General features: G+C 61.2%; 8 protein-coding genes and 4 pseudogenes. 8 read left to right on the forward strand and 4 right to left on the reverse strand.

Annotated features, from left to right (window positions below):
- Nucleotides 1-73 precede the first annotated feature (73 nt).
- The 3 genes and pseudogenes from rlxS (at nt 74) to EJ072_RS17985 (ending at nt 5,871) form a co-directional block, all read left to right on the forward strand.
- A complete protein-coding gene (rlxS, locus tag EJ072_RS17975) occupies nt 74-2,044 on the forward strand; it encodes a relaxase/mobilization nuclease RlxS (RefSeq protein ID WP_024505648.1) in 1,971 nt (656 codons plus the stop codon).
- Nucleotides 2,045-2,399: 355 nt separating this feature from the next.
- A pseudogene (locus EJ072_RS17980) lies at nt 2,400-3,385 on the forward strand (ATP-binding protein).
- A 17-nt stretch (nt 3,386-3,402) separates the two neighbouring features.
- Nucleotides 3,403-5,871 (forward strand): annotated as a pseudogene (locus tag EJ072_RS17985) (S8 family peptidase).
- Nucleotides 5,872-6,103: 232 nt separating this feature from the next.
- Here the strand turns inward: EJ072_RS17985 and EJ072_RS17990 are convergent.
- From EJ072_RS17990 to EJ072_RS18005, 4 genes are read right to left on the reverse strand one after another with little or no spacing between them, the layout of a single operon-like run.
- On the reverse strand, nt 6,104-7,633 hold the full coding sequence (locus EJ072_RS17990) for an E2 ligase fold family C protein (protein ID WP_126057776.1): 1,530 nt from the start codon (nt 7,631-7,633) through the stop codon (nt 6,104-6,106).
- Nucleotides 7,634-7,636: 3 nt separating this feature from the next.
- The gene (locus EJ072_RS17995) at nt 7,637-8,125 is read right to left on the reverse strand and encodes a Mov34/MPN/PAD-1 family protein (protein WP_126057777.1); all 489 of its coding nucleotides are present in this window, start codon (nt 8,123-8,125) and stop codon (nt 7,637-7,639) included.
- Nucleotides 8,122-8,739 (reverse strand): putative metal-binding protein, encoded by a 618-nt coding sequence (locus tag EJ072_RS18000; RefSeq protein WP_126057778.1) that lies wholly within the window; start codon nt 8,737-8,739, stop codon nt 8,122-8,124. The genes EJ072_RS17995 and EJ072_RS18000 overlap by 4 nt, the downstream gene beginning before the upstream one ends.
- The gene (locus EJ072_RS18005) at nt 8,732-9,028 is read right to left on the reverse strand and encodes a DUF2604 domain-containing protein (RefSeq protein ID WP_126057779.1); all 297 of its coding nucleotides are present in this window, start codon (nt 9,026-9,028) and stop codon (nt 8,732-8,734) included. Before EJ072_RS18005 ends, EJ072_RS18000 begins: the two co-directional genes overlap by 8 nt.
- Nucleotides 9,029-9,339: 311 nt before the next feature.
- On the opposite strand from EJ072_RS18005, the pseudogene EJ072_RS36395 reads away from it, so the two are divergent.
- The 5 genes and pseudogenes from EJ072_RS36395 to EJ072_RS18025 form a co-directional block, all read left to right on the forward strand.
- Nucleotides 9,340-9,579, forward strand: a pseudogene (locus EJ072_RS36395) (hypothetical protein); the annotation flags it as partial.
- A pseudogene (gene fni / locus EJ072_RS18010) lies at nt 9,568-10,491 on the forward strand (type 2 isopentenyl-diphosphate Delta-isomerase); the annotation flags it as partial. The pseudogenes EJ072_RS36395 and fni, both read left to right, overlap by 12 nt.
- Nucleotides 10,492-11,006: 515 nt before the next feature.
- Nucleotides 11,007-13,313: a S9 family peptidase gene (locus EJ072_RS18015; RefSeq protein WP_126080685.1), complete on the forward strand. Its 2,307-nt coding sequence runs from the start codon at nt 11,007-11,009 to the stop codon at nt 13,311-13,313.
- Between the two features lie 833 nt (nt 13,314-14,146).
- On the forward strand, nt 14,147-17,668 hold the full coding sequence (locus EJ072_RS18020) for a Ulp1 family isopeptidase (protein ID WP_245454737.1): 3,522 nt from the start codon (nt 14,147-14,149) through the stop codon (nt 17,666-17,668).
- A 206-nt stretch (nt 17,669-17,874) separates the two neighbouring features.
- On the forward strand, nt 17,875-19,899 hold the full coding sequence (locus EJ072_RS18025; RefSeq protein ID WP_024502848.1) for a conjugal transfer protein TraG: 2,025 nt from the start codon (nt 17,875-17,877) through the stop codon (nt 19,897-19,899).
- Nucleotides 19,900-19,933: the final 34 nt, after the last annotated feature.

Here is a 19,933-nt window from a genome sequence, read left to right on the forward strand (position 1 = left end):
GAGGCTGCCGCCGGTGCCAAGAGGGTTTGACGTGTAAGTGTCTGATTTTGCTTGATATGTCTGGGAGGCTCGCATTAAGGATGACGAGTTCAGGCCGAAGCTCGGCAAAATCGGGTCGCGCGGCTCGAAGGCCGGCAAACGCTATGCCGGCCAGGTTCGTGCGGCGATCAACCGGGCTGGCGGCCGGCCGCAACGCGGTGGTCGCTTCACAGGAAGCCGGACAGGGCGCGGCGGGGCGGCCGCCGCACTGCTGAAATCGCGCGACCGGTATGCCGCCTTCCGCCAGCGCCGGGTGATCGTCAAGGCGCGGGTCGTCAAGCTCGCCGGCAAGGGCGCGGACGGGGCGCGTGCCCATCTACGCTATCTTCAGCGCGACGGGGTCACCCGCGAAGGTGAACCTGGCGAGCTCTACGGCGCCGACAGCGGCCGCGTCGACGGCAAGGCGTTCATCGATCGCGCGGACGGCGACCGCCATCAGTTCCGCTTCATCGTCGCTGCCGAAGACGGCATCGAGTACGACGACCTCAAGGCGCTGACGCGGCGGCTCATGGCGCAGATGCAGGAAGACCTCGGCACGAAGCTCGACTGGGTCGCGGTCGATCATTTCAACACCGGCCACCCGCACAGCCACATCATCGTCCGTGGCAGGGACGACCGTGGCGAGAACCTGGTCATCGCGCGCGAATATATCTCATCTGGCATCCGCGAGCGGGCGGCCGAGCTGGTCAGCCTCGATCTCGGTCCGCGAACCGACCGCGAGATTGAGCTTCGCCTGCGCCGGGAAATGGAGCAGGAACGCTTCACCAGCATCGACCGTCGGCTGCTCAGCATGCGTGATGATGACGGCCTGGTCTCGCCGGGCGGTCCCGACGCCATTCGCCAGACGCTGCACCAGGGACGGCTGCGCAAGCTCGAGCGGATGGGTCTGGCCGCGGAGGTCGGCGCTGGCTCCTGGCGCCTCGACGATGAGCTCGAAGCCACGCTGCGCCGCACCGGCGAACGCGGCGACATCATCAAGACCATGCACCGCGAACTGACCGGCAAGGGGCTTGCCCGCAGGGCCGCCGACTGGGTGATCCACGATCGATCCGGCGAGCCCGTCCAGTCTCTCGTCGGTCGCGTTGTCGCGCGTGGACTGGCCGACGAGATCAATGACCGCCATTACATGATCGTCGACGCCGTCGACGGTAAGAGCCATTGGATCAACATCGGTAGAGGCGAGGCGATGGAAACGATGCCTAATGGCTGCATCGTGCGTGTCGCGCCAAGGAACACCGAGCCGAGGCAGGTCGATCGTACCATCGCCGAAATCGCCGCCGCGCATGGCGGCCGTTACGACGTCGATATGCACCTGAAGCATGACCCATCCGCCACCGAGAGCTTTGCGCGAACGCATGTGCGGCGGCTGGAGGCGATCCGCCGCGCGACCGGCGGCGTCGAGCGAGAGCCGAACGGCACCTGGCTCATCGCGCCGGACCATCTCGATCGCGTCGCGAATTATGAGGGCCAGCGGGCCAGGGCCGAGCCTGTCGTTGCCGACAAGCTCTCCTCAATGGCGCTGGAGCGACAGGTCAGCTTCAACGGCGCCACCTGGCTCGACCGGGAGCTGGTTGCCGATAGACCCGAGCCTTTGCACGGATCCGGCTTCGGCCGCGACGTGAGAGAGGCGCAAGCTCGCCGGCGGCAGTGGCTGATCGCGCAAGGCCTCGCGCATAAAGAACAGGATGGGATCGTCTATCGAGCCAACATGCTTTCGATCCTGCGCCAGCGAGAACTGAACCGTGTTGCTGGCCAACTGTCGGAGGAACTTGGCCTGCCCTATGCCGAAGCGCGATCCGGAGGACGAGTAGAGGGTACGCTCCGCCGCTCCGTCGAGCTTGCCAGCGGAAAATATGCCGTCGTTGAAAAGTCGCGCGAGTTCACGCTGGTGCCATGGCGGCCGGTGCTTGAGCGCCATGTGGGCAAGGAGGTCTCCGGTGTCGTAAGTGGGGAGGGGATTTCATGGACCGTCGGCCGGCAAAGGAGCGGACCTGGTGTTTCGTGAGATGGTGTACAGCTTTTTAGCCAGCGGCGCGGGCAGCCATGCGAGCCCGCGTAGACCTTATGGCCGCACGCCCGCAATCGGTCGCATGGACCTGCCAGGCGGGGCGGCTTTGGAGCGTTCGGACCCGACACGCTGCGTGAGTGGCCAGACTTCGAGCGCTCGAAGATGCGGACTGTTGTCTGCTGGCCGGCGTTATTCCGGCTGGCCTATGACCGCGGCGCAACAGTTCACCGCTGAAGTTGCCACGGGCGAACATCGACAAGAGAAAAAACACCATTGCGCGATACAAATCGCCGTTGAAAGCGTTTAGGTTGCATGCGCTTCGCCAAGTAAACGGATACCCCAGAAGAGAGCCATGACCACGGCCCGCCATATCGTGACGCTGCTTAAAAGCCACATTGCCGGCGACGAGGATCGTTTCCTCTCTATCGCGATGCAGCTTGCTGCGCATGAGGCACGTCAAGGCCATGGTAAGCTTGCTCAGGAGCTCAAGGATCTGGTCGACGCAGCCAAGAGCAGGGACGCCCGGATTGTCAAGAGCAGTCGGCCGGTTCCCCTTTTTCAGCCAAAGGGCGAGCTCGCAGGGCTCCTGCATGTGCGCTATCCGGACCTGCGACTGACCGACATGATTTTGCCGGACAGTCTGCGCTCGCGCCTGCACCGCGTGCTGGGAGAGCAGCGCCAACAAGCAAGCTTGCGCGAGCACGGGCTTGTTCCCCGTCGCAAACTGCTTCTGGTCGGCCCGCCAGGATCAGGCAAGACGATGACCGCATCGGCATTGGCCGGGGAGCTTCATCTGCCCCTTTTCACGATCGTCCTCGATGGTTTGATCACCAAGTTCATGGGAGAGACTGCCGGAAAGCTGCGGCTTGTTTTTGATGCAATGCAGGCGACGCGGGGCGTCTACTTCTTTGACGAATTCGATGCCATCGGCGCGCGTCGAGGCGAACGCCAGGATGTTGGCGAGATTCGGCGCGTGCTGAATTCGTTTCTGCAGTTTCTCGAGCAAGACGACAGCCACAGCCTGATTATTGCGGCAACAAATCATCCCGAGCTGCTCGACAGAGCTTTGTTCCGCCGTTTCGACGATGTCATCGAATACGCCGTGCCCGATCGGCCGATTATAGAGGCGCTGCTTCGGGCTCGACTCGACCGCTTCGACACCAGAGGGCTTGCCTGGAACGAGGCGATCTCTCAGGCAGAGAGACTGTCGCAGGCCGAGATCACGCGCGCGGCCGACGACGCTGCAAAAACCATCATATTGCGGGGGGGAAGCGGATCACCTCGGAAGCGCTCATCGACGCTCTGAAGGAACGCCGGCAGGCGTCGCTGTTTGAGTAGCGACAGCACAGATCATAATGGCAGACGATTTTCCGCGCGACCGCGCCCATATCCACCTTCGCAACAACGGCATTCGGGAAGCCTATCGGCGGCCCAACCAACTTATACATGCACCGCCGCTGCCGGCGCGTGATCGGGCGTCGCATGCTGCGGCCTTGACGCAATCCATCGAACAAGCGGTCGAAAGTGCACGCCAGCAGATTGCGGCGCGTGACCCCCAGCTGTCGGTCGGCACGCCTGGCTTTTACCTCGCGATCGATCTGCCCATGTCCGGACGGGCGGCCCTCGACCAGTTGGCCGATCGTCGCCAGCACATGGAGCTGGTCGCCGTCCATGAGCCAACTCAACCCGGTGCTCCCATCACAGCGTCGGTGTTCCTGCCGCAAAGCGCGCAAGCCTATTATTTGCGGAAAGTCGAGGCGTATCGAGACGTTGATACTGACCGCGGCAGACCGCGCAACGAGCCGCTCGTCTCCCGCATGGAGACAGTCAGGCTGGCGACTGCACGATCGTTGTTTACCGACCACGACGACCTCTTCCCCCAGGCCGCTGACGAGCAGGTGTGGTGGGAAGTCTGGCTGCGCGACGGTCGCCGCGAGAACTTCGAGCACATTGCCGAAGCCCTGAACATCACTTTGCGCACGCATGCGGTTAGGTTTCCGGAGCGGGTGGTCATGCTGGCCCTCGCCAGCACGGCAATGCTCGACCGCATGATTGCGCACAGCGATGTCGTCGCCGAGCTGCGGCGCGCGAAGGATACGCCGTCCTTCTTCCTGGGCCTTGGCGGCGCGGAGCAAAGGGACTGGAGCGACGAGCTTCTCGGGCGCGTCAGACCGCCTCAATCCGATATTGCGGTCTGCATTCTCGACAGCGGCGTGCGTCGCACCCACCCGTTGATCGAACCCGCACTTGCCGTTTAAGACTGGCACACCGTCAAACCGGCATGGGGCAGCGACGACACACCTGCGTGGAGCGGCCACGGGACGCGAATGGCAGGTGTCGGCCTGTACGGTGATCTGGTCCCGCTCCTGGTCGGAGGCGATCCAGTTCCATTGCCCTTTCGGCTGGAGAGTGTTCGTATCCTTCCGCCAGAAGACGAGGCAAACGATCCAGAACTCTATGGCGCGATCACCGCGGAAGCGATCGCCCGCGCCGAGGTGCAGGCGCCGGAGCGCCGCCGCGCGATCGCAATGGCTGTGACAAGCGCCAGTCCGGCGCGTGGAAGGCCCACATCGTGGTCTGCCGCTATCGACCAACTCTGTTTCGAAGAGGAACAGCGACGCTTGATCGTTCTCTCTGCCGGCAACATCGGCGATGACCTCATGCCGGCCGAGCATTTGACGCGCAACGATCTGGAAGCAGTCGATGATCCTTCTCAGGCCTGGAATGCGCTGACGGTCGGCGCTTTCACAGAAAAGGTCGATATCATTGACACCGACTTTTCGGGCTACGCTCCGATCGCGCCGGTCGGCGAGCTCTCGCCGCGCAGTCGCACTTCGGTCGTTTGGGACAGGCAGTGGCCGGTGAAGCCCGAGGTCGTCTTCGAAGGCGGCAATCTCGCCCATGACGGTGTGTTGCCCGGCGAGCCGATCGACGATCTGCAGATATTGACCACTTTCTGTCGACCCGAACTGCGCCACTTCACCACCCTCGGAGATACGAGCGCGGCAACGGCCCATGCCGCACGGATGGCGGGACTAATTCTATCAGCGCGCCCCGAGCTGTGGCCTGAATCGGTTCGCGCCCTGATCGTCCACTCGGCCGAATGGACTCCGGCGATGCGCGCACGCATCGATGCGTGCAACGGAGCGAAGGGCGAGATCCAGGCGCTCGTGCGGCGCTATGGTTACGGCGTGCCAGATCTTGGGCGCGCGCTTCTGTCAACGGTGAACGACCTCACGCTTATCGTTGAAGATGAGCTTCAGCCTTTCCAGCGCGAGGGCGGCGCGGCTGCCAAAACGCGTGACATGAAGCTGCATCGCCTGCCTTGGCCGAAGGAGCAGCTCGCGGCGCTCGGCGCTGCCCAGGTCGAGCTCCGCGTCACGCTGTCCTATTTCATCGAACCCAACCCCGGTGAACGCGGATGGACCCGCCGGCATCGTTACGCGTCCCATGGTCTTCGGTTCAGAGTAAAGTCAGCGACCGAGACAGTCGACGAATTCCGAGCCCGCATCAATCAGGCCGCTCGGGACGAGGAGGAAGGGGCGCCTGCTGGAGGCGGAGAAGAGTGGCTGCTCGGCACCTTCCGCGATCGCGGCTCGTTGCACGCCGATTTCTGGTCGGGCAGCGCCGCCGATCTCGCCGAGCGTGACGCGATCGGCGTGTTCCCGGTCGGGGGCTGGTGGAAGGAGAAGCCTTACCTGGAACGCGTCGACGCTCTGGCTCGGTACGCCCTGATTGTGACGATTCGGGCGCCTGGGGTCGATGTTGACATCTTCACACCCGTCGAAGCAGCCCTGACTGTCGAGACGTCGGTCGAGACCTGATGCAGCACTGTCCAAACCGGCCAACAACGGAGGTTTGACCAGCCTCTGGTGCCATGGCGGCTGGTGCTGGATCATCACGTCGGCACGGGATCATGCGCGGAGGACGATAGGCCGGCAAAGGAGCGGGCCAAGCGTGTCATAATGGCGCCCATGGTCACGCCCACAAGCCGCGCCCCCTGCGTCTACGGAGAGGTGCGCGTCTGCTTAGGCGGCCGAGACATCGCTTACCTGATCAACGCGCTCCGTATTTGCGCCTGTAAGCGGCAATGAAATCGTCGTCGCTACAGATGCAGCGGCCGCTGGAGTCCTTGGCCTTCGGATCGTGCAAGTGAGAGCCAAGGGGGCGCAGAAGATTCACCCGAGTGCTCGTCGTCGGGCTCATGGGAAACCCCGCACTATGCTTGACCAAATCCGCGGCAAGCATAATCCCGGCAAGCACCGACTGAAAGGCCATCGGAACCACAGTTCGAACGCGGCGACTTCCTTCGCTAAGCTGGAACACCAGACCGCCGCAGATAGCCTGCTGATAAAAGGAGCGCAGGGGCTGGCCGACAAACGGGGCTAGCGGTTCAAACGGCACAGCCATCGCTGTAGCCACGCGAACTACAAAGTCGTTGGGAACTCCGGCATTTGTCTGCAGGAGCGTTTTCACCTGCTCGTGTGCTTCCGGTATTCCGAGTTCCTCGGCAATCAGCTGGTGCTCGTCCTTGGATTTTCCGGATGGCAGGTACATGCAACAAAGGCAAGCCTGGCCGTCATCGAAACCATGCCGGGAGATACCGAGATCGTGCTCCTGCATCCAAGCGTTTGCGATCCATCGCGGCAGTGCACCTTGGACAGCCAGACGGTCGGCGGCGGTGTCAAGCGCCACACCCACTTGGTCTAAGACCCAATTGCCCCGGCGCGCAACATATTCTGCCCACGTCAGAGGGTGCGCCTCGACCTCAAGGCCAGTCGATCTAAGGGCGGTGGCTGCAAGAACCGCCTTGGACATACCAATCTCCGCCTGGCCGGCCAATGCGTAGCGCTGCAGGTTTGAGAGTTCGATCGCTTCGTGATCGATTACATGCAGACGACCCTTGAGATCGGGTTGTCTCGCTAGCGCCCAAAGCGAGCCATGGCCTATCGCACCGAGCCCAACGAGGTGGGTTTCGCCAAGGTCGACTGGGAAGTCGATCGGGCCAGCCTCCCCGGCTTTGGTCTTGTCGTAGCTGCATAGCGAGAGGTCGATGGTTTCGTCCAACTCGGCGCCGGTCAACTGGGCGGCGAAGATAGTTCGAAAGACGTTGGCGGCGCCGAAGCAACTGGCGGCGCCAGCTCCAAAAGGCAGCAGACTTGGGCCAGAGCCCACCGGGTCCGTACGCGACAGCTTTGCCGCCCAACCGTCCGATCCCACGAAAAAGATCGGGCACCGGAGTGATGGGCGCGTTACCCCTGCAACGACGCAGACGGTGGCAGACTTGCCGGAACGCCGGATGCCGACTTTTGGATTGATCGACTTTGCCAAGCGCTCCAGCGCTTGGGCTTGAGAGCTCGCCGCGCTGTCCAGCGGGAGTATCGCCAGAACCGGGTAGAGCCTAGCGAGCAATCTCACCGCAAGATCTAGTGTCGCCTGGCCTTCGGCGCAGGAAGCGGCCTGATGGTCGAAGGCGACTGCCACGACCTGCTTTTCAAGAGCTGCTTTGAAGTCTCCCAGATGAAAATCGGCCAGGACCTGAGATGCCGCCGTGGCGGCACGATCGATGAAGTTAGCGAATGCCATTGTTCAACTCGATATCATGATCATTCGCGACAGTGCCGCGGGAGGGAGCGCATTCCATTTGGCCTTTTCGTCAAGCCGATAGGCGGCGACCCGAGCAAAATCGAAAGGCTCGCGGGCGAAATTCGGCACTACCAGCGACAGACACCCAACCGTGGTAGCAACCGCATAAGCGTCGTCCGTCGTCGAATGGTAGGCGCGGCCCGGATGGCTGTGAATCTGGGCCAAGAGTTTCAGGCCGCTTTTGTAGAGCCAGACATTGAGCCGGTGCAGTTCTTCGGCCGCAACGATCACGCAAACGCCATCGTTTGTCCGAATGTGACGCTGCGCCGGGATAACCGTCTCTGTTACGGCAAAGTGCCGGTCTTGCTGAACGCCGACCCAGAGCGCCATCCCCTCATTGCCTTCGCGACCAACTGAGCGCAGATGCCCATGCGTGGTCGAGATGCAGCCGCGCGGGAGAGTCACGATCGTTACATCTCTCAAACCAGTCATTCTTGTATCGCCTGAGGGGATACCACCATTCCTACGATTGCCGGTGGGAGTTGAATCTGCAACTGCTCTATAGGAATGATTCCGTACTTGATGATCTTGTCCAGGATGAAGGCCAAACAGCCTTCGCCAGAACCCCGATGAAGTAGCCATGGATCACCTGAATGGGCTGGATTGTCGTGGTATTCCCGGACGCCCGCCATGCACAGGAATGGTTCGTCCTCGGGACTGTTGGCCTGGATGAAGTCCGTCAGCGGCACGGCGTTCTGCTGGATGAGAGCTCCTATCATCTCCGGCGGCGTTCCGGGCAGCGGCGGACGTCTAAGCATTTTCAGGTATAGATCTTTCCGGGCAATCGGATGACGCGTAAACGGATCGACGAAGACCACGGACGGTGGTCTTAAGTCGTAGTCGGTGAAGTCGACCTCGCTCGCTGCGCTGATCACCCGTGGTTTTAACTTGAGGCTTGCGAAAATGAAGAAAGCGCGCGGAAAGGTCGCCTCGATCAAGAAGCAGCCCTGAGCCCGATAGACATCAGCATATGGCCGGAACCGGCCGATCTCCCGATCAAACTTCGCTCGGGAGACCTCCGGATCCACACTTTGGGGTTTAGGCACCTGCGACGCCCGCCTTCAGGCTGAGGAACAGGGTCACAGTATTCGGGAAACCGAAATCGCCAAGCTTCTTGTCGACGTCGAGCAAGTTGCCGGCCTCATCCTTCAATTCCCAATTCTCGGCTGGTTGGGCGACATTCTGCGTGTTCTCAAGGGCTTTGGTACGAATGACGTGAAGCGGCTGGTTGGGATTGGCTTCGACCTGCGTGGGCTGGCCGTTCACCACCATCGTGATCTCGATCTTGCCCGGCCCGCCGCCGTGATTATCGCCCTTACCCGAATCCTTCGACATTGTCCTACTCCTGTGGCTTGCCAACCGTCCCACGCCCTGGCGCCCACCTGCGAGTGAGACCGGCGGTCTTCAATCGTTCACCCGGCGCCACGGCCGCGAGTACGCGAAAGACAGGGGATAAGCTACCGAATCGGTGCTTGCCTTCTTTTATGGGTGACTTGAGCCGCAAGTAAATGGTCTCAAATTGCTCCTCACAACTATAATCGATTATAGCAATGCGAAAATATTGGCGACACGCCTATTCATCTGCTCTCTCACTCGCCTGCTCCGTGCTTGGCAAGGGGAGCTTTGACTGCGTCACGCGTCCCCCAATCCTGCAACGCATTCACCCGAGCCTGCGCGACACCAGCGCCCGCACCGGCCGTGATCCGCAGAACGAAACGCTGATCGTGGCGTTCTATCGCGAACTGGCGCTGCTGTTCTGGCTAGACGATTGCAACGACGTTGGCCTGATCGCGCCGGAGCAGCTCGCCGCCGTGGAGCAGGCGCTGGGGCACGGCGTACCGTGCGTTCTCTCCGGATTCGAGGGCTGCGCTCAGCTGCGCGCTTCGCTGGTGCTGGATCGGCGAACGGCGCCGGCCACGGTGGCCGCTGGCTGGGAGTACATCCATTTCGAACACTGCGCACTGCCCGAGTTGGACCTGACGCAGATCGACCTGCGCGCCTCGCTGCTGGGCAAGGCTATGCGCGCGCCGCTGCTGATCAGCTCTATGGCCGGCGGCATGCCACGGGCCGAGGCCATCAACCGGCATTTGAGCGAGGCAGCGCAAGCCTTGCGGATCGCCATGTGCGGTTCGCAGCGTGTGAGCCTGCAATCCCGTAACTCCCAGGGGCTAACGCGCGCGCTGCGCCGCCTGGCGCCAGACATTCCCTTGCTGGCCAATATCGGCGCCGCGCAACTGCGGGAGGCCGACGGCCTGGACCTGGCGCGTCGCGCGGTGGACGCGCTGGAGGCCGATGGGCTCATCGTCCATCTCAATCCGCTGCAGGAAGCGGTACAGCCGGGAGGGCGACCGCGACTGGCGCGGCGTCCTGGCGCTGATCGCTGGCGCCGCGCGCATCGTGGGCGTGCCGATCGTGGCCAAGGAAGTGGGGGCGGCCTGTCCGCCTCGGTGGCCTGTGCGCTCGTCGAGGCGGGCGTGGCGGTAATCGATGTCGCCGGCGCCGGCGGCACCAGTTGGGCCGCAGTGGAGGGCGAGCGCGCCCGCAATGCCGCCGACCGTGCAGTGGCGATGTCATTCGCCAATTGGGGGATTCCCACCCTGACCAGCGTGCAGGCGGTGCGTCGGGCGCTGCCAACGGTGAAGCTGATCGCGTCGGGCGGGATCCGCGATGGCGTCGACGTGGCCAAGGCCATCCGCCTGGGCGCGGACATCGCCGGGCAGGCGGCCAGCGTGCTGGGCGCGGCGACAGTGTCCACCGAGGCCGTTGTCGCGCATTTCGAGATCGTCATCCGCCAGTTGTTGGGTCACCATCAAACCAATTTGACGCCCCGGGACAATATCGTCCGGCATTGTCCGGTGTGCGACGATGTTGGGGATGCGACATAGGCGGATTGCCGTGTATTAAACCGCTTTTCCTTTGGCACGCATATTGCGCCCTATCGGTAAACCTCGTCATGGGCCGGCGGCAATCGCTCGGAGATTGTCGAAATAGCACAATCTGCCGGGGTGACATCCGGCCCGACTAGAGCAGGACCTTTCAGATGATGCAGAAAAGCAAGCGGCCATACTCGCGGGGAAATAGTCGCGTCAGGGCTGCATGGACGCTCTTTCCTGGTTGTTTCGGCGACGGACGCCAACTCTTCAATCGGCACCCGAACCAGTGCCTGGATGTCCAAGGAGCGCCCCTGTTGCGCGTGCCTGGCTGCACCCGCGTGCTGGCTCTCCTCCAAGGCGACGCTCGGCGCTGCTGCAGACCGGCGACGAGAACCCAACTTCAAAATTAGCATTCCGAAAACCGAAAGAAGTGAACAGGTATGTCCAGGATCGGCGCTTTGACGCGCGCGGCATGGCGATCGGCAACTCAGACGCTGGCCAAGGGTTCGAAAAGTTTACACCCGACGCTAGCGCCGGCCGATTTCAAGCGCGCACTTACGATCAACGATCGATATGGCGGGCTCACTGTCAATGTCCCCAAAATGCCTTTCTGGCTGACCGGGGGTGAAGCCTTCGTCTACCGCCGGACTAGCCACGGCGAGCAGCAGTTCATGCAGGTCGATGCTGCCACGGGTTTCAAGCGGCCCGCTTTCGATCAGGCGCGTCTGGCGGCAGCGCTAAACAAGGTGAGCCATGAGAGCTATCAAGCCGGCAATCTTCCGTTCGACCGTTTCGAACTGAGTGAGGATGGTCGCAGGCTCGACTTCCAGATTGAAGACACCCGGTGGAGCTGCGACCTTGCAAGCTATGACTGTACCAGCACCACATTCGATGCAAGGAAAGGGGACCGTAGGGAGCTCAGCCACCGCTACACGCCGCCAGCGGAGAACAACCCCGACAAGAGCAACGCGTCGCCCGACGGCAAATGGATCGCCTATATCAAGAACTGCAACGTTTTCCTGCGCAGCGAGGACGGATTGCAGGATGTTCCTCTGAGCCGGGACGGAGCCGAAGGCAATTGCTACGTCTTTTCGACGCTGAGCTGGTCGCCGGACTCGCGCCACCTCGCCGCTTACCTTGTTCGCCCCGGCTATAGGCGAGAGGTCCGCTACCTCAATTCATCGACGGACCAGTTGGAGCGGGAATATTCAACAATATTCTATCCCAGGCCGGGCGATGTCCTTCCGCTGCCCCAACCAGTCCTGTTCGACATTGCCGGCCGGCGCCAGATCGTGATTGACGGTGCCCTCTTCTCGAACGTCTTCGAACTTTCCCCTCTCCGGTGGTGGGCGGACAGCCGCGGCTTCACTTTCGAATATAACCAGCGCGGGCATCAGCTCTATCGCTTGGTCGAGGTAGACGCCGCCTCGGGCCGCGGGCGCTCCCTGATCGATGAGACCAGCGAGACATTCGTGGATTATTTGCCGCTGGGGCATGGCCAGGAGGATGCCGGAAAAATCTTCCGTTACGATGTCGATGACGGGAAGGAGATCATCTGGGCATCAGAGCGCGACGGGTATGAGCATTTGTATCTTTTCAACGGCCGGACAGGCGCGCTCGAAAACCAGATCACCCGAGGTGAGTGGGTCGTCCGGAGGGTCAACCATGTCGATCCGGTGAAGCGTCAGATCTGGTTCGAGGCGAGCGGGATGAACTCGCAGGAGGACCCCTATTGGGTCCATGCTTACCGCATCGGCTTTGACGGCAAGGGACTGACTGCACTGACGCCCGAACCGGCCAACCACCATATCGAGTTCTCGCCTGACAGGCGCTATTATGTCGATCTCTGGTCACGCATCGATCTGCCCCCGCGCATGGCACTCTACCGCGCCAGCGACAATGCCAAGCTCCAGCAGATCGAGACGGCCGACATTTCCGAGCTCGTCGCCGCAGGCTGGCAGCCGCCGCTCAGTTTCCATTCCAAGGGGCGCGACGGCAAAACTGACATCTGGGGTGTGCTCCACCTGCCAGCCAACTTCGACCCGACGAAGAAATACCCGGTTGTGGAGAATATCTATGCTGGACCCCACGGCTCCTTCGTCCCAAAATCCTTCTCGCGGTGGACAGAGCCGCTCACGCAGCTGGGCTTCGTCGTTGCTCAGATCGACGGCATGGGCACCAACAACCGCTCCCGCGCCTTCCATGATGTTGCTTGGAAGAATCTGAAGGACGCAGGATTTCCCGATCGCATTCTGTGGCACAAGGCGGCGGCCGCGCAATATCCATGGTACGACATATCCAACGTCGGCATTTTTGGCGCATCCGCCGGCGGCCAGAGTGCAGTCAGCGCGCTGCTCTTTCACCCCGATTTCTACAAGGTCGCCGTCGCCAAAAACGGCTGCTTCGACAACAGGATAGACAAGACCTGGTGGAATGAACTGTGGATGGGGTGGCCGGTCGGCATTGAATATTCGCAATCCTCCGCCGTTGACAATGCTCACAGGCTGCAGGGCAAGCTGATGATCGCGGTCGGCGAAATGGATGATAATGTCGATCCGTTTTGCTCGTTCCAGCTTGCCGATCGACTCATCAAGGCAGGAAAAGATTTTGACATTGTCTACGTTCCTGGTGCCAATCACCATACTCTAGGCACCTACACCGAGCGCAAACTCCTAGACTTCTTCGTTCGCAACATTCTCGGTCAGACCCCGCCCGACTGGAACAGCAAACCGATCGAGCTGGAGTAGCTTGTGGCTCTTGCAATTGTTAGCTCGCCTTATCGGCTGTAATCAGGGCGAGGCGCGAGCAAATCTGCACCGAAGGACGATCGTGGAGTCTAGGACTTGCGCTGCGTATTGAGGATAGGCTCGCCGCGACGTTGGTCTGAGCAAACTGCTTGATAGGCACGCCTGCAGACCGCGTGTGTGCGATTGCAAGATCCCCTATCAGCCTGGTGTGAAGCGTTCAGGGGAAAAGCCGCACCCAACGCCGCTTCCGCTCGCCGTAACGCTACGGCGGTGCGGCCCACCCGATCCGCTCGACGAGCATAGGAACACATAGGTCCCCGAACGGACGATTACCTTGGCAATAGAAGACCCTCGTCGGTCATCGCCGCTGTGGGTGGCAGCCCGTCGGTCTGGAGCTGCCACGATTCTCATCCTCGCGTCACATATGAGCTGAAGCTTTCCGGATCGGGTATCCAATCGGCATCCAGTTGCTCGGCGATATGGTTGAATTCTACCTCAGGACAAGAGTGAGTAGAGCAGCCCCGCTACGAAAATCCTATCCTGGTTCGTTTGACGCATCGACTATTCAGATTGATTGGCGTGATACCCGGCGCGGCCGCAACACGCTAGGCCGTCAACCGCTGAGCAGAAAACCAGCCTTCGCCTTCCGCGGCGGCGGACCTCGTCAGCCTTTCGAAAGCTTGCCTGAGTAGGTTGCTCATGTGATCTGTGGAAGTGAGGCTAGCGTGCACCCGTACAAACTGGACATTCATCGTAGCAGCTTGGCTGCAGGTGCAGCACGCCGTACCGCACGAGCAAGCGGACAAGCCGGCCAAGCCGGTTTTGAGCAGCACTTGGGCGAATTGCAGGCGGCGGATGAGTTGATGAGTGCACCAGGCGAGGATGTCCTCGTCAATGGCTCGCATGGCAAAGGTGAGTTGAGACCAACGAAGAGGCAGAGGATCCAAAGCAATCTGCAGCATGCTGTCACTGAGCGGCAACCAGGTCAGGTTGGTGACTCAGGCGCTCGCGCGATGATGCAACTCCCTGCCCATCAGGTGGGTACATCGGAACGGGAGGCGCAGCTCGCGATGCAGGGGGATGAGCACGAATACACCCCAGCGCCGCATCTCGATGGGTCGATGCCCTCGACAGTGCAGCCGGATCGTCCAATTGTGGCCCCCGACGGTGCCGACAAGCGTCCTGTTTATTCCAACGATGCCACCGCCATCGAAGGGCTGAAGTCTGCACTCCTTGCGGGTAAAGCCAGGCCGGACACGGTCACTCGCAGCGCAAATTCTCTTTTCGGCTTTAGTCGTTGGCTCTTTCAAAACAAAAAGCCAGGGTTTGCTGCTCGGCTTTACCATCCGTCGCTGAGCCAGGATCTCGAGGAGTACGAGAGTAGGGGTGGTTCCTCCACAGTGGCTGGCGCACTGCGTCAACTGATGAAGCCGATAGGCGGAGCCGCCCCGATTGTGGGTCGCGCTGTCCTGAACCCCCATCCTGACGACGCCGCGCTCACTAGACATTTCAGATCCGCGAGCGGCTACGCAACTGCTCTTAACCATTTCAGTCATTACCTACGTCAAAATGACAAGCTCGGGATTGCGGGCCGGATTTACGATGAATCGCTGGATAAAGATGTTGAGAGCTACAAGGCCGCCTCCTCTACTCGTGGAGCTCCGATCGAATCTGCACTGGTTTATATCCGCAAGCACCCGCCGCGCGTTATACTCGGGAGTCATCTGGAAAACGCGGTCAGCATGGAGGCTCGTCCCCGTGGCGACGCTGCTCAGCATACCGCACCACAGCAGGGATTCGATTGGCCAGAGGAGCTCCTGCCGGTAGGTTATAAGGAGGGCACCGATCTACCATTGTCTCTCGCCCCAACCGCGCACCAACACCAAGCACCCGACTTTGGAGAGGCCGTCCCTCACTTGAACTGGCGCCACGGCGACCAGGGCGCCCCGGAGGGGCTGGTAGCTGCACGGGACAGGAGCAGCCCGCTGCCAAGCGAGGCGGTGCCACATAAATCTGGACGGGGACTCGCTACGCAGCCCAGATTGTGGGCGGAGAAATCCGCCTCGCCAGAGCTCTTTCGACGGCGGGCGGAGCAGGCTCTGCCGGCGTCCGCCAGAGGTGTGGAGACATCCTCCGCGGTTGATGAAGCCGCCGCTCGCCAAGCTTTGGCTTGGTTGCAGCAGGAGATGGAGGGGATCGAACCGATGCAGGATCCTCATAAGGTGGCTACACCGGAATCTGAGGCGCAGCTCGTCAGGCAGAGGGATGAACACGAATCCACCCCAGCACCGCATCCCGGAGGTGGTGGTTCGATGTCCTCGACAGTGCAGCCGGATCGTCCAATTGTAGTCCCCAACGGTTCCGACAAGCGTCCTGTCTATTCCAACGATGCGACCGCTATCGAAGGGCTGAGGGCAGCATTCCACGCGGGTAAGGCCAGCGCGAACACGGTCACTTTCAATGTAAATTCTCTTTTCGGCTTTAGTCGGTGGCTCCTTCAAAACAACAAGCCAGGGTTTGCTGCTCGGCTTTACCATTCGTCGCTGGATCAGGATCTCAAGGAGTACGAGAGTACGGGTGGTTCCTCCACCGTGGCTGGCGCACTGCGTTACCTCAAGAAGTCGACAAGCGGAGCCCCGATTATGGGTCGCCCTCTCGTGATCCCCTATCCTGACGATGCCGAGCTCATTAGAGATTACAGAGCCGCTTCGACCAAGGAGTACCTGGCAGCGCCTGCGACCGGACGGAATCCAGATACCGTGGGCGGCTATACAAATTTTCTTAGACATTTTAGCCAGTATCTGCGTCAAAATAACAAGCCTGGGATTGCCGCTCGGATTCACGACAAATCGCTGGATAAAGATGTTGAGAGCTTCAAGGCTGTCTCCTATGGTAATAGACTAAGTATCGGTTCTGCATTGGCTCACCTCCGGGATATCCTGCCGCGCATTGTGCTCGGGCGCGAAACTGTCCTTGCTGCTCATCCGGCAGACGCAGTCACCAGGCGCGTTGGGGCCGCTGCTGAAGCTGGGCCAGCGGCACCGGCAAGAGCTCCCCAACCCGCCTCGCCAGCAACCGCTAAGCTGCCAGGCACCTACCGCGGCCTTCCACTGGTTGATGTGACCACACTGACGACCAGTTCCTCTGGGGCTCAGATCGGGGCGCTCGATCCGACAGCCCCGTCCAACGTTGCAACGGGGCGGGTGCTCGGCGCCGCCGAATGGCTGAGCGACGCCCATGTCCAGAGAGATTACAATTTGCTGGAGCGGCAACTGCAGGGGATCAATCCGGCGCTCGCTGCCCGGACTCGGCTGGTGGATCCTTCCGTATCCCATCTACTGCGACACACGTCGCCGCAAGACGCTCGAGGCATATTGCAGTCCATCTATAATCAAAACAACGCCACAGCCGACTTCCTGTTCTTGCCAGTGAATAATGGCACGGCTACTAGCCCCGGCACCCATTGGTCGCTGCTGCTCGTTGATCGCCGCGACCCCGAAAGGCGGTTCGCCTATCACTACGACTCCCTCCAGCGAGAGGGATATAACGACGTGCCTGCAAAACAGCTCGCAGGACTGCTGAATGCTACCTTGGCGCCAGCCCCCATGGCCAGACAGACGAACCATTATGATTGCGGCGTATTTGTCCTGGAGGGCACGTGGGCGCTGGTTGAACGATTGGTGAAAGGGCAGCGGCCAGACCACGAGCCGCTGCCCCTCGACAACCTCGTTGCCGATCGGCAGGCGCTGCAAGACCGGCTAAGGAGGCGCTTGCCGCACGAGGAAGAGCCGCGGCAGCTGCTGGAGGATGAACCCGCCTCCCCACCGATGATGGCATTCGAGCCAGGGGAACTGCGGCAACTGTTGGAAGACGAGCCTGACTCCCCACCAATGATGGCGTTCGAGTCAGGGGAACTGCGGCAACTGTTGGAAGACGAGCCTGCCTCCCCACCAATGATGGCGTTCGAGTCAGGGGAACTGCGGCAACTGTTGGAGGACGAGCCTGCCTCCCCACCAATGATGGCGTTCGAGCCAGGGGAACTGCGGCAGCTGTTGGAGGATGAACCCGCTTCCCCACCGATGATGGCGTTCGAGCCAGGGGAACTGCGGCAGCTGTTGGAGGATGAACCCGCTTCCCCACCGATGATGGCGTTCGAGCCAGGGGAACTGCGGCAACTGTTGGAAGACGAGCCTGCCTCCCCACCAATGATGGCGTTCGAGCCAGGGGAACTGCGGCAACTGTTGAATGATGAGCCTGCCTCCACTTGGGCACAAATCAATTCGACCCCACATGCGCGAGCGGACGGTGTTCATCAGCCAGCCCAGGCGCCCTGGCTCCCTGAACGCAGAAGATAACTTTGCGGAGGAGCGGTCACGCAACTGTCGGCGGCGCCGGGCCTCAGGGTGAATGGAGAGGATGGTGTCGCGTGAAGGCGCAACACGCGTGCTGACCGACCTGCATAGTAGGAAGTCGTTCATTGCTCCCAAATCGTATGTGAGGAACATTCCTGTCCCGGCTGCACCGCGCGATGCTAGGTCGCGTTGTTCAGCGGGCCAAGCCGATGACACCTACGAAGCTACTGATCGGGCAGATCGCCGTTGTGTGCGCAATTGTCATTATCGGCGTATGGACGGCAACCCAATGGTGCGCTCAAATGCTGACCTACCAGACGCCTCTCGGCGCACCATGGTTTCTCTTCGCCGGCTGGCCAATCTACAAGCCGTGGAAGCTGTTTGAATGGTGGTTCCACTTCGATGCTTATGCGCCGGAGGTCTTCGACAAAGCCGGTACGCTTGCAGGCGCCAGCGGATTCCTGGGCTGTGCCGCCGCAATCGCAGGCTCGCTTTTGCGCGCGCGACAGCGCGGGTCGGTTACGACCTATGGGTCTTCACGGTGGGCCACGACTCATGAGGTCGAGACGGCAGGGTTGTTACGGCCGGCGGGCGTTTTCCTCGGTAGGCTGAACGATCGCTATCTGCGCCATGACGGCCCGGAGCACGTCATGGCATTTGCGCCGACGCGTTCGGGCAAGGGCGTGGGGCTGGTTGTTCCAACGCTACTTTCCTGGACCGGGTCTGCCATCATTCATGATATAAAAGGCGAAAATTGGCAGTTGACCTCCGGCTGGCGGTCGAAATTCTCGTACTGCCTTCTGTTCAATCCGACCGACCCGAGATCGGCACGCTACAACCCGCTGCTGGAGGTGCGCAAAGGCCCAGATGAGATCCGGGACGTTCAAAACATCGCCGACATCCTCGTCGATCCCGAGGGCGCGCTGGAGCGACGGAATCACTGGGAGAAGACCAGCCATTCACTCCTAGTTGGCGCCATTTTGCACGTGCTCTACGCTGAAGAGGACAAGACGCTAGCCCGCGTCGCCACCTTCCTGTCGGACCCGCAACGCTCGTTTGCCGCAACGCTACGGCGGATGATGACGACAAACCATCTCGGGACGGGGCATAACCCTCAGGTCCATCCCGTAGTGGCCTCGGCGGCTCGCGAACTCCTGAACAAGTCGGAAAACGAGCGCTCAGGCGTCCTCTCGACCGCCATGTCCTTTCTTGGGCTTTATCGTGATCCAACGGTCGCGGCGGCCACTTCGTCCTGCGACTGGCGCATCGCTGACCTAGTGGATGGAGAGCGACCGCTGTCGCTCTATCTGGTCGTGCCGCCTTCGGATATCTCGCGCACCAAGCCTTTGGTGCGACTGATCTTGAACCAGATCGGCAGGCGGTTGACGGAGCGTCTGGAGGGGGACCCGAAGAAGAGCCGTAAGCATCAGCTGCTCATGATGCTGGACGAGTTTCCGGCGCTCGGTCGCCTCGACTTCTTCGAAACGGCGCTCGCCTTCATGGCAGGTTATGGCATTCGCTCCTATCTGATCGCACAATCTTTGAACCAGGTTTCAAAGGCCTATGGCGAGAACAATGCTATTCTCGACAATTGCCACGTGCGAATTGCCTTTTCCTCCAATGACGAACGCACGGCCAAGCGCATCTCGGATGCCCTCGGCACCGCAACCGAACTTAGGTCGATGCGCAACTATGCGGGCCATCGGCTTGCGCCCTGGCTTTCACATGTCATGGTGAGCCGCCAGGAAACCGCGCGCCCGCTCCTGACGCCAGGCGAGGTGATGCAATTGCCGCCGTCAGACGAATTGGTCCTGGTTTCTGGGTTGCCGCCGATCCGCGCCAAGAAGCTGCGCTATTATCAGGATCAGAATTTCACAGATCGGGTGCTGCCTGCGCCGGTGCTGCACGACGGACCCTATGCGGACTGCCCTGCATCACGCCCGGACGGCTGGACTGGACAAGTGTGCAGCGTCGATAGCCGACTTGCTGCGGACGAGGAAAGCGCCGACGCGCCAGTTGAAGACGAGGGAGGCGTTCAGCAGCAACGCCATCCAAGCCTGCCCGAAGAAGACGTTGTTGTCTCTCAAGAGCCCGATCAGGCCGATCTGTACAAGCCCGCAGACGATGACAGCGAAGCGCTCGCGGACAAGCGTGTCATGGATCGGATTTCCACTGCGGCCCGCGCCTACGGTATCAACGAGGGCAGGGGCGACGATGTCATTCCCGGCTTCTGAAGTCCGCTGAGTTGCAGAGCGCACCTCAGCGTAG

The organism is Mesorhizobium sp. M2A.F.Ca.ET.046.03.2.1, assembly GCF_003952425.1.
In the GTDB taxonomy this organism is placed as follows: Bacteria; Pseudomonadota; Alphaproteobacteria; order Rhizobiales; family Rhizobiaceae; genus Mesorhizobium.

Excerpts from the sequence above, each read along its gene's own strand:
- EJ072_RS18025 (WP_024502848.1), top strand. The coding sequence starts at position 17,875 with ATGACACCTACGAAGCTACTGATCGGGCAGATCGCCGTTGTGTGCGCA.
- EJ072_RS17990 (WP_126057776.1), bottom strand. The coding sequence starts at position 7,633 with ATGGCATTCGCTAACTTCATCGATCGTGCCGCCACGGCGGCATCTCAG.
- EJ072_RS17995 (WP_126057777.1), bottom strand. The coding sequence starts at position 8,125 with ATGACTGGTTTGAGAGATGTAACGATCGTGACTCTCCCGCGCGGCTGC.
- EJ072_RS18015 (WP_126080685.1), top strand. The coding sequence starts at position 11,007 with ATGTCCAGGATCGGCGCTTTGACGCGCGCGGCATGGCGATCGGCAACT.
- EJ072_RS18005 (WP_126057779.1), bottom strand. The coding sequence starts at position 9,028 with ATGTCGAAGGATTCGGGTAAGGGCGATAATCACGGCGGCGGGCCGGGC.